We start from the raw sequence: 13,971 nt of genomic DNA, 5'->3' as shown, positions 1-13,971 counted from the left end.
AAGATAGGAATTATGGTTCTAAAAATAGAGCATTTGACTGGTGGCTACACTGGTGTGCCAGTCATTAACGATATTAATATTGAAATCAAACCAGGAGAAGCATTAGGCATTATTGGACTTAATGGTGCTGGAAAATCTACTACAATTAAACATATTTTAGGATTGTTACGTCCGCAAAAAGGGAAAATTAGTTTAAATGGAATAGAATTAACTAAACAACCAACTGAATTTAAGCGACAAATTGCTTATATTCCGGAGATACCAGTTTTATATCCTGAACTGACCTTAAAAGAGCATCTAGATTTAACAATTTTAAGTTATCAACTGGATGAAGATAAGGCTTGGCAAAGAGCGAACAAGCTGTTAACGATGTTCAGGTTGGAGGACAAGCTAGAGTGGTTACCAATTCATTTCTCCAAAGGGATGAAGCAAAAGGTGATGATTGTCACTGCATTTCTAGCAGACACACCACTTTTAGTGATTGACGAACCATTTACTGGTCTGGACCCACTTGCTGTAGCTAATTTAATTGAATTGATTAAAGCAGCGATAAGTGATGGTAAAATGATTTTAATGTCGACTCATATCCTAGCTGATGCGGAGCAAGCAATTTCAAATTATGCGGTATTAAACAATGGTGTAATTGATGTTGTAGGTAATCTGACTGAGATTAGGCAGCATTATGGTCTAAACGATAGCGATTCTTTCGACAAGATTTACCAAATCTTAAATCAGGAGCAACGTCATGCGTGAGTTAGCTCAAAAAAGATTACGCAAAAATTTACAGCAGTCGCTTAAGTACTTGGTGTTAGTTTTTAATGATTTCTTTATTCTGGCTTTGATTTTTCTATTCGGCGCCTTAATGTTTTGGTACGCCCAGAGTATGAAAAAGATGCCTACCGGATTATGGTTTTACCGCCCGTTAGTTGGAGTAATTATTTGGTTACCCTTAATTTCTGGAAAACTAGTAACTTTACTTGAGCCAGCTGATTTGCATTTTCTCTTACCGCAGGATAAGCAAATGCGTGACTATTTAAAACCAATGCTAAATTATAGCTTGATTGTACCCACAATTATTTTGGTACTTATTGCGGGAATCTTGTTTCCCTTCGCGACACTTAAAGCTGAAACATCTCCAGTAGCATATGTTGTACTTGCAGTAGTAGCTTTATTGGCAAAAGTTCTTCAGTTGAAATTAGAAGAATATAATTTATATTCGAGTCATAAGCTTTCATTGCCACTACTCAACTTGCTACTTTTACTTGGCTTAATTTGCAGTGCCACTTGGACAATTTGTAGCTATATAGCTGTCATCTTGATTTTAGGTGCGCTTTTTATGCTTGCACAAAAGCAAAAAAATGTTGCTTTATTTGATTGGCAATATGCGGTTAACCAAGAACAAGGTAGAAAAAATCGTGTTTATAGTGCCTTTAGCATGTTTACTGATGTAAAAGAAAAGAAAATCAGTATAAAGCGGCGTAAATATTTAGACTTTTTGCTACCAAAATCTTTGGCAAAAGAAGAACCAAATAAATTCCTATACCGTCGTTCTTTGTTGCGTAACCCGGAATACCTTAATTTACTGGTAAGAATGACTGCATTTGCAATTTTAATCTCATGGCTAGTTCAGAACTGGCTTTGGGCGTTTGGTTTGTCATGCTTAGTTATTTTTCTGACCGTTTACCAGTTATTACCTTTGGTATCTGAATTTGATGATAACGTTATGTATCGAATTTATCCGATTGAACGTGAAAAAAGGGGCCAAGATTTAGTAGCAGTACTTAAATTAGCGCTAGGCCTGCAATGGCTTATTATTAGCTTGTCTTGGCTAATTATCTTACCAATTAATTTGCAGCTAGCTGAGGCAATCCTAGGTCTATTAATTTTTAGTATAATTATTTTGTGGTTGTACTTACCAATCAAAATCAAGAAAAGGAAGATTTAAAAGTGAGATTACGGAATAAGCCATGGGCAGTTAAATTGGTGCAAGAGCATCCAGAAAGTGTATTAGACCGTCCAAATCCTGAAAAACAGATTGATTGGTCACAGCGCTTTGCAGACTGTTCCAGACCATTGGAAATTGAAGTTGGGTCAGGCAAAGGACATTTTATTACCACTTTGGCTGAACAAAATCCTGATAAGAATTTTGTTGCACTTGAACTGCAAGTGACAGCTGCCGGAATGATTTTGCGAACCAAACTTGAAAAGAAGCTGGATAACTTACAAATTTTATGTGCTGATGCAGCAGACATTACGGCCTTTTTCGCTGCAAATAGCGCTGATACGCTATACTTGAACTTCAGCGATCCATGGCCTAAAACAAAGCATGAAAAAAGGCGTTTAACTTATAAAACCTTTTTAGAAAAATATAAAAAGATTTTGAAGTCTGGAGGTCAAATTGAGTTTAAGACTGATAACTCAGGATTATTCTCATATTCAGTCGCCAGCATGAACAATTATGGTATGCATTTTGACTTTGTCTCTGTTGATCTTCATCATGAAAATGAGGAGATTGTAGCAAAGAATATTGAAACTGAGTATGAGCACAAATTTGCTGCTAAAGGTAATCCAATTTACGCTCTTCATGCAGATTTTGGAGTAGAATAGATTAGATATTTATCTAGATGAGTGAGGCTTAATGATATGGAACAAATTAAAGAATTAAACAAAGAAAAACTATCAGAGATAACTAAAAATGGTCGAGTAGTTTTAGAATTTTCAGCTGACTGGTGCCCTGATTGTCACTTTTTAGATCCATTTTTACCTGAAATTGAACAAGACTTTTCTGAAAGTAAGTTTTACCAAATTGACCGTGATGGTTCAATTGATGTGGCTAAAGAGTTAAACATTATGGGAATACCATCATTCGTGGTCTACCAAGATGGCGAAGAAATTGGTAGACTAGTTAATAAGGATCGTAAAACCAAAGACCAAGTTGAAGACTTTTTGCGGTCATTGGACTAAGTGAAAGAGGATTGAATTTTGATGATTACTAGTATTAATAAACGTAGCTATCCCAATACTTTGATTGTTATTTTAGGTCAAGATCAAGGTAAGAGTGAGTATGAAGAAAAAGGTGATATTACTCGTATTACTGATGAAAAAGGTAACGTCACTGGCTTCAACTTTTTCAACGTTGATAAAGTTATTGACTATGATAAGTTACCAGACGGTCAAGTTAAATTATCCGATGCAGATTTAAGTGCATTGAATAAAGCATTAGCAGATGCTGGTTTTGCTGAGAAACTTGCATATGGTAAACCAACATTGGTTTACGGCTATGTTAAGACTTGTGATAAGCACCCTGATTCTGATCATTTACATGTCACTACAGTTGAAGTTGGTAATGGCGAAGAACATCAAATTGTTTGTGGTGCTCCTAATATTGCTCAAGGACAAAAGGTAGTTGTTGCCTTACCAGGAACTTTAATGCCTAACGGACAAATGATTTGGCCTGGTGAATTACGTCATGTTGATTCATACGGAATGATTTGTTCAGCACGCGAATTAGGCCTTGAACATGCTCCAGAAAAACGGGGCATCATGGTTTTACCAGATGATTTTCAAGTTGGAGACGAATTTGATGCTGCTAAATGTGATGAATTATTAGCTAGCGGTAAAATCAGCCTATAAATAAACATAAACTTCACGGTTAGCGTGAAGTTTTTTTATGGTTAAAAACGTACAACGGTAATTTGAAATTTATTTTTATAATTAACTGTTTATTTGAATTCTGCTCTTTTTACTGCAACAATGGTAAAATAATAAACGATGAAAAATAGATTTTGGAGCTAAGATATGTTAGACAAGAACAAGCAAATTTGGTTTATTGGAATTAAGGGGACAGGAATGGCTGCCCTAGCATTATTACTTAATGATCTAGGTTATGAAGTGAGCGGTAGTGATATTGAAAAATATACATTCACGCAGGAACCACTCTCAAAAGCTGGGATTAAAATTGCTCCTTTTAGTGCTGACAATATCAAAACTGAAGGTCAAGTAATTGTTAAAGGGAATGCGTTCAAAAACGATAATGTTGAAGTTAAGGCTTGTGAGGACAAGGGGATTAGCTGGCAAAGCTACCCTGATACGGTTGAAGAAGTTGTTGCGATGCATACAAGTATTGGTGTGGCAGGAACTCATGGTAAGACCTCAACAACCGGAATTCTTGCTCGCGTAATGAGTGAAGCAGCGCCAACTTCATATCTAATTGGAGATGGTGAAGGAAAAGGAATCAAGAATTCACGCTTTTTTGTCTACGAAGCTGACGAATATCGCCGTCACTTTTTGGCCTACCATCCTGACTATCAGATTATGACAAATATTGATTTTGATCATCCTGACTACTTTAAGGATCAAGCAGATTATACTTCCGCCTTTCAAACTGCTGCAGATCAGACAAAAAAAGGTTTATTTGTTTGGGGTGGCAATGAACGTTTACGAGAACTCAAAGCAGCAGTCCCTAAATATACTTACGGGTTTGAAGCTAATGATGATTTTCAAGCAGTAGACGTCAAGCGAACAACAGAAGGCTCCACCTTCAGTGTTTTGGATCACGGTCAAATGATTGGTGAATTCACAATTCATTTGTTTGGCGATCATAATATCTTGAATGCAACAGCTGTTATTGCTGTTGCTCACACAGAGAAGATACCTTTGGAAGATATCAAGCAAGGGCTTCTTACGTATCAAGGTGCTAAACGCCGCTTTTCCGAAAAGGATTTTGGCGATATTAATATTATCGATGATTATGCTCACCATCCAACTGAAATGCGGGCAACGATTCAAGCAGCTAGACAGAAGTTTCCTGATAAGAGACTTGTAGTTGTCTTCCAACCGCATACTTTTTCGCGAACTAAAAAGTATGCACATGAATTTGAAGAAATTTTAAGTGGTGTTGATAAAGCATACGTTACCCCAATTTATGCTTCTGCCAGAGAAGCAAGTGGCGACATCTCGAGTGAGGATCTAGTAGCTAAGATTCCTGGATCCGAAGTAATCAACCTCGACAACATTGCTGACCTAGCTCAAAATAAAGACAGTGTGATTGTCTTTATGGGTGCAGGTGATATTCAAAAGTATGAAGACGCTTTGGAAAAATTGATTTAATTAAAAAATGGCCGTTACTTATTAGGTAATGGCCATTTTTTAATTATTAAAGTCACAAATAGTATTTAGGACTATAATTGATAATGAGGTGATATTATGAAGTTAAAGAAAAGAGTTGTATTAGGTGCCATAGGTGCCGTAGCAAGCGTTCTGGCGTTAGGATCTTTTGCAACAGTAAGTCAGACAAATGAAGTGCTTGCAGCAACGACAACTACGAATACAATGAAATTAGTGCATGGCGCTTATGTTTATAATAAAAATGGTAAACGACTCAAGAGATTTCAGGGCAGTAGATATAAGACTCATTTGTATAAAGGAGCAACTGTAAAGTTTGCTGATAAGCTTGAATCAATCGAGCCCAATACTAAGCAGTACTTTCTTTTAGATGATGATAATTATCACCAAACATGGTTACCATATACTAAGATTGGCAAAAGCTATTATTACAATATAGGTTCTGGTGGTTATATTAATGCGGCCAATGTTGGCCAGATTAATCAAAAACCGCTTTATACTGCTGAAGCAACCGTTAAGGTAAAAACTCCTAATTCTTTTCCTGTTGGTCGTGGAAAAGACAATATGATGATTAAGAATAATCAAAAAATTAAAGTAGATCGTACCACGTTAAAGCAGGAGGATCCATCTACAGTTCCTTCTTACCGGATTAGTGGCACAAAGACTGGCTTTTTAGCAAAATCAGTTGTAGTAACTCCACCAAGACAGAAATTACTGACTTTTAGTGGTTATACCTATGTTTTAGTTAATGACAGTATCAATACTTTTAACAATAAAGGTGAAGTTAGAGAAAACCAACAGCCACCATTTGAAGCCTATAGACCTTTTGGTAAAGGTGATAAACTACCAGTAGATGAATTACTTTATATTTGGTTACCAAAAGAAAATAAGGCTGAGTTGTTTTATCATTTGCTAGGTGATTCAGGTATGGGTGATATTGTTTACGTGGACAATTCTAAAGATAATTTGAGCTATCTTAAAGCAGATGACTGTAAATATATCGGTGGGCCATTCTTGACACCAGTTAATACGCCTGAGCAGGCTAAAGCTGATACCCAGCTAGCAACAAGCACTGAAAAATCAGACTTGCAGAAACTAATTGATCAAGAAAATGTAGTTTAGAATTCAGAATCTTACAAGGAATTTAAACATGACGGTTATGATGCAGCGTTAGCAACTGCCAAAAAGCTTGTTGCTTCAGATACTGCAACTGTAATGGAAGTCAAACAAGCAACCTTTGTCCTAAAAGGACAGCAAGAAAAAGAATTGAAGTCGCCTGACGAACTTAGTCTTCTAGATTATGTAACCGATACGAAGCCATATTAGGTGTTGATTTAATAGTTTTTATTAAGTATTAGAAATTCTGTAGTTAATTTATGAACCAAACTAAAAATTTTAGTTTGGTTTTTTCTTTATTAATTTTATTTTTCAGCTAAAATAGAGATTAAAATTTTAAAAAAAGTAGTTTGAGGTAATTATGAATTTACAAAAAAAGATGCTTAAAGGCGCAGTAGCTGGAATGATAACGCTTGGGCTTGTAAGCCAGTTAGCAAGTTTTAACGCTGCAACTGTTAAAGCAGCAACAAACAATAAAAGTCTTGAATTAGCGCATAATGCCTATATTTTTAATCAAAAGGGTAAAAGGATTAAAAATTATCATGGGCAAAAAAATAATGCATATTTGAAAAAGGGCACGAGTATAAACTTTTCTGGCTCTATTAAAGAAGTTGAACCTAACACTAAAAAGTTCTATTTGTTAAATGAAAATCGTGAAAAGCAATCTTGGTTACCATATAAGATGATTAAGAGCCAATGCTATTACAAACTTAGCTCCGGTGGATATGTTAAAGCAAACAATGTTTATCGAATTGCTGGTCATCCCTTATATACTGATCAAGCAACTGTTAAAATTGCCAATTTAAAAAAGAACGAATCATACAAAATCGGTGTCGGTAAAGACAGTATTAACTTAAAAAATGGTAAAATCTATCAAGTTGACCGTGTGACTGGTATGTCAGGCCAATCAGGTCTTTCGATTGAATATCGTGTTCGCGGAACTAAGACTGCCTTTATTCCAGAAACCAAAATAAGGGCTAAACCTAAGCAACAGTTGCAAACTTATACGCAAGCAAGCTACATTATATTTACCCAAAAAGCCGGAACTTATAATGTGGATGGTTCAGCTCGTCCTACAACTGATCCTAACTCAACTTTTGCTGCCTATGATGTTTACCCAGTTGAAAGTGCAACTTATTTGTGGAATTCTAATGACAATAAGGCAGAACTATTTTACTTGTTAAAGGATTCCTGGAACGAGCCTCGTTTTTATTCATCAGCTAATTATCACGCACAAGATTTTGCTGGTTTAGTTTATGTTAAGGCAGATACAACTGAATATGAATCAGGTCCGGTTTTAAAACCAACTAACACACCCGAGCAGGCTCAAAAAGATGCTAAGATAGCAGTCAAAGAAGACAAACAGGAATTACAAGATTTAGTAGATCAAGAAAACATTACGCCATACCAAAGTTCGTCTTTGAGTAATCTTGAAAACCGCTTTAATGCTGCACTGAAGTTAGCTAAAACGACACTAAGCTCTGATAAGGCAACAATTGCAGAAGTAAAAGCTGCAAAAGCAATCCTAGTTAAGACCCAAAATGATTTATTTCATTCTAATAAGTCACAAGCAGAAAGTGATGCTATTTTAGGCGCTACCACACCATATATTATATGGATTAGTACAATGAACTAAATAAAGAACAACAAAAAAGACTGAAACTTCAGTCTTTTTTGTTGTTCAAAATTAATAAGTTAAGTAAATTGCAAGATAAATCAGTATTGTGCCAGAAAAAAGGAAAAACTGGTAAAATAATTAATGAATACTAGACTAGTTTAACTGTGAGGAGATCTAATGGCTAACCAAAAACTACTTTTAATTGATGGTAATTCTGTTGCCTTTCGCGCTTTTTATGCATTATACCGTCAGCTTGAGAACTTCAGAAATCCTGAGGGATTACATACTAATGCCATTTATACATTTAAAAACATGCTTGATGTCTTACTTAACGATGTTAAGCCTGACCATGTTTTAGTTGCTTTTGATGCGGGCAAAACTACTTTTAGAAATAACATGTACGCAGATTATAAGGGTGGACGTCAGAAAACTCCAGGTGAATTGTCCGAGCAATTACCGTATATTCAAGAATTGCTGCATGACTTAGGTATATCGACCTACGAGCTGGAAAACTATGAAGCGGATGATATCATCGGTACTTTTTCTAGAATCGGTGAAGAAAATGGTTTCGATGTAACAATTGTGACTGGTGATAAAGATTTAACCCAATTAGCTACTGAAAAGACTACGGTCATGGTGACTAAGTCAGGTGTGATGAACTTAGAGGCTTACACACCGGAACACATGAAAGAAGTTAATGGTGTTACACCAACTGAATTTATCGATATGAAAGCATTGATGGGCGACAATTCCGATAATTATCCTGGAGTAACCAAGGTAGGTCCCAAAAAAGCTTCGCAATTGGTCCAAGAATATGGTTCAGTTGAAAATCTTTATGATCATATCGACGAAATGAAGCAGTCAAAATTAAAAGAAAACCTGCTAAACGATAAAGACAAGGCTCTTTTGGGTAAAAAACTTGCTACTATTGATTGTCAAACTCCAGTTACGATTGGAATTGATGATATTAAGCGTAAGGATGTCGACTACCCGAAATTACGACGTTTTTATGAAAAAATGAATTTCAGAAAGTTTTTAAGTGAACTTGATCCTAGCGCTGCAGATTCAGAAAATCAAAATGATGAAAATGAAAAAGCTTTGATGGAATATACGGAATTAACAAAGGATAATTTGGCAAAAGTTGACGCTAAAGAAGGCGACACCATTGTCTTTTACTTAGGAATGCTCGGACCTAATTATCATTTAGCTGATTTCGTTGGTTTTGCATTTAAAATTGCTGGTCAAATTTATGTCAGTCGCGATGTTGACCTATTAAAAGAGAAAAATTTGCAACATCTGTTAGAAAATGAAAAAATCAAAAAGGATGTTTTTGATTTAAAACGTACGACAGTTGGACTTAACCGACTTGGAATTCATGCACATGGAATCGATTATGATATGCTTCTTGCCTCATACTTAATTAACAATGAAAATAATTCGGATGATATGGCTGAAGTTTGCCGGATGTATGGTAATAACTCTGTTAGAAGTGATTTGGACGTCTACGGCAAAGGGAAAAGTGAACAAATTCCTGAAGATGATAAGGTTTTGTTTAATCACCTTGCAACCAAGGCTGAAGCAATCGAAAGCTTGAAGGAAACCTTACTTGCTAAACTTAAGGAGCATGAACAGGATGATCTTTTTGCTAGCATCGAGATTCCCGTTGCGCGCGTTTTGGCAAAGATGGAAATTAATGGTATCAAGGTATTACCTGATACATTAACCCAATTGCAAGATGAGTTTGCCGGCGAATTGTCCAAAATGGAGAAGGAAATTTATGAAGAAGCTGGCGAAGAGTTCAATATTAATTCGCCAAAACAGCTTGGTCATATCCTGTTTGAAAAAATGGGCCTTAAACCAATCAAAAAGACCAAAACTGGCTATTCAACTTCAGTTGATGTTTTAAATCAACTGAAGGATGAGAATCCAATTATTGAAAAGATTCTTTCTTATCGTCAAATTGCAAAAATCCAGTCAACTTATGTTAATGGTTTGCTTGATGTCATTCAAAAAGACGGACGTGTACATACACGTTATTTGCAAACTTTGACTGCAACAGGACGTCTTTCTTCAGTTGATCCTAACTTACAAAATATTCCAACTAGAACAGATGAAGGAAAGCAGATTAGAAAAGCGTTCGTTCCTAGTCAACCAGATGGTTATATTTTCTCCTGTGACTATTCACAAATTGAATTGCGGGTTTTGGCTCAGGTTTCTGGTGATGAGCAGATGCAAGAAGCATTTAGAACGGGTTATGATATTCACGCTCATACTGCAATGAGAATTTTCCACTTAAAGTCAACCGATGAAGTAACACCATTAATGCGTCGTCGTGCAAAGGCAGTTAACTTCGGTATTGTTTATGGTATTTCAGATTATGGTTTGTCTAAAAACTTAAATATTAGTCGTAAGCAGGCAAAAGAATTTATTGATAACTACTTTGAACAATATCCACAAATTAAAGACTATATGGATAAAGCAGTGAAAGTTGCGCGTGAAAAAGGTTATGCAGAAACTATTATGCATAGACGTCGGTACCTTCCTGACATTCATGCGAAGAATTTCAATGTCCGTTCTTTTGCAGAAAGAACTGCAATCAACTCACCGATTCAAGGATCTGCCGCAGACATTATTAAAATCGCAATGATTAATATGCAGCAAAAGTTAGATGAAATGCACTTGAAGACTAAGATGGTTGTCCAGGTTCACGACGAATTAATTTTTGATGTTCCAAAAGATGAACTTGAAACAATTAAGAAGATTGTACCTGAAGTAATGCAATCAGCAGTTAGATTAGATATTCCTTTAGTTGCTGATTCAGGTTATGGTCACAACTGGTTTGATGCCAAATAAGGAGTATGAGTAATGCCAGAAATGCCAGAGGTTGAAACGGTACGTCGTACCTTATTACCACTGATTAAAGGAAAAACAATAAAAAAAGTTACGTTGTGGTACCCCAAAATTATTGCCAGTGATCCGCAAGAATTTGAACAGCAATTAGTTAATAAGAAAATAGAAACGATTGATCGCTATGCGAAGTACTTGTTGATTAGGTTGAGTGGGAACTTGACGGTAGTTTCTCATTTGCGCATGGAAGGCAAGTATCGCTTAGTTAAAGAAAATACGAAAAAAGATAAGCATGATCATGTTCAGTTTGTTTTTACCGATGGCTCAGCTTTGAGATATAACGATGTTCGTAAATTCGGTAGAATGCAGTTAGTTAAAACTGGAACGGAAAAAGAAGTAACTGGTATCAGTAAACTGGGCCCAGAACCTAATTCACCAGCTTTTACAGTTGCAGCTTTTACTAGGGGACTTGCGCGCAAGAAAAAAAGTATTAAGAATACGCTTCTTGATCAGTCAGTGGTTGCCGGACTAGGTAATATCTATGTTGATGAAGTTTTATGGGAAACCAAAATTCATCCTTTGAGTATGGCCAATGCTCTGCCCAAAACTAAAATCAAGCAGCTTCACGATAACATTAATTCTCTAATTGAATTGGCGATTGAAGAACGAGGAACTACGGTTCATACATACCTTGATGCTAATGGGAAAACCGGTGGTTTTCAGGAAATGCTCAAAGTTTATGGTCATAAGGGAGAGCCATGTGTTCGTTGTGACACACCACTAGAAAAAATAAAAGTTTCGGGCAGAGGGACTACTTTTTGCCCCCACTGTCAGGTAATTTATAAATGACTTTAGTACTTGGCTTAACAGGTGGAATTGCAAGTGGGAAAAGCACGGCAGATGCCTTTTTCCTTAAGCGCAATTTATCTGTTATTGACAGCGATGTGATTGCACATGACATTTTAAATATCGATCAGCTAGGTTATAAAAAAGTGATTAGTTATTTTGGCCAAGATATTTTAAATTCTGATCGTACACTTAATCGCAAAAAGTTAGGACAAATTGTTTTTAATGATCAAAGTAAGTTAAATGTGCTTAACCAGATAACACATCCATTGATTTTTAGCGAAATTGAAGATAAAATTACGCAAAATAAACTTTTAAAGAAACCAGTAGTTATTGTAGATGCACCTTTACTATTTGAAACTAAAGTAAAAGATTATTGTGATAAAACCTTGTTAATTGCGGTTCCAGAGGAGTTGCAATTGCAGCGATTAATGACACGTGATCGCTTAAATAAAACTGAGGCTTTAAATAGAATAAAAACACAGATGCCACTATCGCAAAAGGAAAAATTAGCAGATTATGTCATCACAAATACTGGTACAATAAAAGAGCTAGAAACTAAATTAGCAAACCTGCTATGTGAACTAAAAGAGGAGGACTAAGATGGAATGTCCTAATTGTCGGCAAAATGCCTCACGTGTAATCGATTCGCGTCCAAGTGATGAAAATCGTGCAATTAGACGCAGAAGAGAATGTGAAAACTGTGGCTTTCGCTTTACTACTTTTGAACGAATTGAAACAACGCCATTATTAGTAATTAAGAATGATAATACTAGAGAGCCGTTTAATCGTAAAAAGATTCTGCATGGTGTAATGGCAGCTGGGCAAAAGCGTCCAATTACCAGTGCACAATTTGAAGAACTAGTTGATCACGTTGAAAACAAGGTTAGACAGCAAGGTGTAAGTGAAATATCTTCGAAAAAAATTGGTCAGTTGGTAATGGATGAATTAGCTGAACTAGATGATGTTGCTTATATTCGTTTTGCGTCGATTTACCGTGAATTTAAAGATATGTCGAGTTTCATGAAGACAATGGAGGATATGATTGCTAAAAGAGAGAAAGGAAATTAGAAATGTTTGAGACAGATAATCCCAAACAACCTTTTTTTATTGCTAATCATATTGACCTATATCCAGCTGATCTTCGCATTTTAGTAAAGCTTTATCAGCCTTTAGTTGGCTCTCTTGCTCTTTCCATGTACCTTAGTCTGAATGAAGACTATAATTCTGGTGCAATGCTATCTGATTCAACTGGCTTATACGCGTTACAAGAACAGCTTGATTGCAACCTTAAAAGTCTTTTTACTGCGCTGCATAAGCTTGAAGGTACTGGTTTGATTCAAACACGCATGATTGAAAATGAAATTATGGGTAAGGTACTAGTTTTTCAGCTAGCAAAGGTTCCAAGTAGTAATGAATTTTTTGCCACACCTCTTTTAGCCAGTTTGCTTAAGGAAAAAATTGGTGTTAGCGCATTTCAAAAATTGAGTCATGTTTTTGCCCAAGAAGGTAGTCAGAACTTAAACCAACCTAATGGCTTAGCGACCGCAACTGATGTTTCTGCCTCATTCATGGACGTCTTTCGTTTACCCGATCAAGAAGCAATTGAACCTTCAATTGAAGTGAAACAGGCTGCTCAAGAAAACCAGATTCCTAAACCTGTTCAGGCAAGTATCAAACAAGATGACAAGATAGACTGGGATTTTATGAAGCAGCAGTTTGAGATTTATCAAATTCCAGAGACAGAAATTGATCGTAACCGGGAAGCAATTCGGGCCGTTATGCGCACCTATGGTTTGTCCGAACAAGAATTTGTTGATGAGGCTTTGTCATGCTTACACGGAGACTATCAGCTTGATATGTCCTTAATTAAAAAGACAATCGCAAACAGTATTCATGCTCAAACAACACGTGATCAACTTAAAAGAGTTACGCGTACTGAAGAAACTAGTCCTTCAAATGCGCATTTTAGTGAACAAGAACAAAAACTTTTACAACTTGTGAAGAGTAAATCTCCAGCTCAGTTTTTATATTATCTAAAAACTGAACGTCATGATTATGTTGATGCTAGCGAATATCATGTCCTTGACAGTTTATATAATGAAAAAGGGATACCAGCTGAATTGCTGAATCTTTTGACCTACGCTTGTCTAAAAAGCGCACCGAATATTTCCTATCGTTTAGCGAATAAAATCCTGCATGATTGGTTGCAACACGGTGTGAAGACAGGTGAGCAAGCACTTGACTATATGAATAAACGTGAGCAAAATAAAGGAAAATATCCTCGTTATACTCAGGCAAAAAGGGTTGAAAAGGCAACGGACTGGAGCAAGAAAAAAGCTACAGTTAAATCAGACGTTTCTTCGGCAGATTTAAAGAACTTTTTCAAGAACTTTGAAGACCAAAATGGCATGAAGTAG

13 protein-coding genes are annotated in these 13,971 nt (G+C 36.1%); all 13 read left to right on the top strand.

Annotated features, from left to right (window positions below; translation table 11 throughout):
• The first annotated feature begins 12 nt into the window (after nt 1–12).
• The 13 genes from F5ESL0263_RS05745 (at nt 13) to F5ESL0263_RS05685 (ending at nt 13,971) form a co-directional block, all read left to right on the top strand.
• The gene (locus tag F5ESL0263_RS05745) at nt 13–753 is read left to right on the top strand and encodes an ABC transporter ATP-binding protein (protein WP_109715660.1); all 741 of its coding nucleotides are present in this window, start codon (nt 13–15) and stop codon (nt 751–753) included.
• Nucleotides 746–1,945 (top strand): ABC transporter permease, encoded by a 1,200-nt coding sequence (locus tag F5ESL0263_RS05740; protein WP_122035528.1) that lies wholly within the window; start codon nt 746–748, stop codon nt 1,943–1,945. Before F5ESL0263_RS05745 ends, F5ESL0263_RS05740 begins: the two co-directional genes overlap by 8 nt.
• Before the next feature lie 2 nt (nt 1,946–1,947).
• Nucleotides 1,948–2,607: a tRNA (guanosine(46)-N7)-methyltransferase TrmB gene (gene trmB, locus F5ESL0263_RS05735; RefSeq protein ID WP_122035526.1), complete on the top strand. Its 660-nt coding sequence runs from the start codon at nt 1,948–1,950 to the stop codon at nt 2,605–2,607.
• Between the two features lie 36 nt (nt 2,608–2,643).
• Entirely contained in the window at nt 2,644–2,964 is a 321-nt protein-coding gene (locus tag F5ESL0263_RS05730; protein WP_122035524.1) for a thioredoxin family protein, read from the top strand.
• Between the two features lie 21 nt (nt 2,965–2,985).
• Entirely contained in the window at nt 2,986–3,633 is a 648-nt protein-coding gene (gene ytpR / locus F5ESL0263_RS05725) for a YtpR family tRNA-binding protein (RefSeq protein WP_122035522.1), read from the top strand.
• Between the two features lie 165 nt (nt 3,634–3,798).
• Nucleotides 3,799–5,109: a UDP-N-acetylmuramate--L-alanine ligase gene (murC, locus tag F5ESL0263_RS05720; RefSeq protein ID WP_122035519.1), complete on the top strand. Its 1,311-nt coding sequence runs from the start codon at nt 3,799–3,801 to the stop codon at nt 5,107–5,109.
• A 96-nt stretch (nt 5,110–5,205) separates the two neighbouring features.
• The gene (locus F5ESL0263_RS05715) at nt 5,206–6,246 is read left to right on the top strand and encodes an SLAP domain-containing protein (RefSeq protein ID WP_122035517.1); all 1,041 of its coding nucleotides are present in this window, start codon (nt 5,206–5,208) and stop codon (nt 6,244–6,246) included.
• 355 nt (nt 6,247–6,601) lie between these two features.
• Nucleotides 6,602–7,876, top strand: coding sequence for an SLAP domain-containing protein (locus tag F5ESL0263_RS05710; protein ID WP_122035514.1), 1,275 nt, complete (start codon nt 6,602–6,604; stop codon nt 7,874–7,876).
• 159 nt (nt 7,877–8,035) lie between these two features.
• On the top strand, nt 8,036–10,711 hold the full coding sequence (polA, locus tag F5ESL0263_RS05705) for a DNA polymerase I (protein WP_122035511.1): 2,676 nt from the start codon (nt 8,036–8,038) through the stop codon (nt 10,709–10,711).
• A gap of 12 nt (nt 10,712–10,723) precedes the next feature.
• Nucleotides 10,724–11,554, top strand: coding sequence for a DNA-formamidopyrimidine glycosylase (gene mutM / locus F5ESL0263_RS05700; protein ID WP_122035509.1), 831 nt, complete (start codon nt 10,724–10,726; stop codon nt 11,552–11,554).
• The gene (gene coaE / locus F5ESL0263_RS05695; RefSeq protein ID WP_122035507.1) at nt 11,551–12,153 is read left to right on the top strand and encodes a dephospho-CoA kinase; all 603 of its coding nucleotides are present in this window, start codon (nt 11,551–11,553) and stop codon (nt 12,151–12,153) included. Before mutM ends, coaE begins: the two co-directional genes overlap by 4 nt.
• 1 nt (nt 12,154) lies before the next feature.
• A complete protein-coding gene (gene nrdR, locus F5ESL0263_RS05690; protein WP_046307290.1) occupies nt 12,155–12,622 on the top strand; it encodes a transcriptional regulator NrdR in 468 nt (155 codons plus the stop codon).
• A 2-nt stretch (nt 12,623–12,624) separates the two neighbouring features.
• Nucleotides 12,625–13,971, top strand: coding sequence for a DnaD domain protein (locus tag F5ESL0263_RS05685; protein WP_122035505.1), 1,347 nt, complete (start codon nt 12,625–12,627; stop codon nt 13,969–13,971).

It is taken from the genome of Lactobacillus sp. ESL0263, assembly GCF_003692845.1.
GTDB lineage: Bacteria > Bacillota > Bacilli > Lactobacillales > Lactobacillaceae > Lactobacillus > Lactobacillus apis.
This window is presented reverse-complemented; position numbering and strand designations above follow the sequence as displayed.

Coding starts and splice junctions, on each gene's coding strand:
- murC (WP_122035519.1), top strand. CDS start 3,799: ATGTTAGACAAGAACAAGCAAATTTGGTTTATTGGAATTAAGGGGACA.
- F5ESL0263_RS05715 (WP_122035517.1), top strand. CDS start 5,206: ATGAAGTTAAAGAAAAGAGTTGTATTAGGTGCCATAGGTGCCGTAGCA.
- F5ESL0263_RS05730 (WP_122035524.1), top strand. CDS start 2,644: ATGGAACAAATTAAAGAATTAAACAAAGAAAAACTATCAGAGATAACT.
- ytpR (WP_122035522.1), top strand. CDS start 2,986: ATGATTACTAGTATTAATAAACGTAGCTATCCCAATACTTTGATTGTT.
- coaE (WP_122035507.1), top strand. CDS start 11,551: ATGACTTTAGTACTTGGCTTAACAGGTGGAATTGCAAGTGGGAAAAGC.
- F5ESL0263_RS05685 (WP_122035505.1), top strand. CDS start 12,625: ATGTTTGAGACAGATAATCCCAAACAACCTTTTTTTATTGCTAATCAT.
- mutM (WP_122035509.1), top strand. CDS start 10,724: ATGCCAGAAATGCCAGAGGTTGAAACGGTACGTCGTACCTTATTACCA.
- F5ESL0263_RS05745 (WP_109715660.1), top strand. CDS start 13: ATGGTTCTAAAAATAGAGCATTTGACTGGTGGCTACACTGGTGTGCCA.
- nrdR (WP_046307290.1), top strand. CDS start 12,155: ATGGAATGTCCTAATTGTCGGCAAAATGCCTCACGTGTAATCGATTCG.
- F5ESL0263_RS05710 (WP_122035514.1), top strand. CDS start 6,602: ATGAATTTACAAAAAAAGATGCTTAAAGGCGCAGTAGCTGGAATGATA.
- F5ESL0263_RS05740 (WP_122035528.1), top strand. CDS start 746: ATGCGTGAGTTAGCTCAAAAAAGATTACGCAAAAATTTACAGCAGTCG.
- polA (WP_122035511.1), top strand. CDS start 8,036: ATGGCTAACCAAAAACTACTTTTAATTGATGGTAATTCTGTTGCCTTT.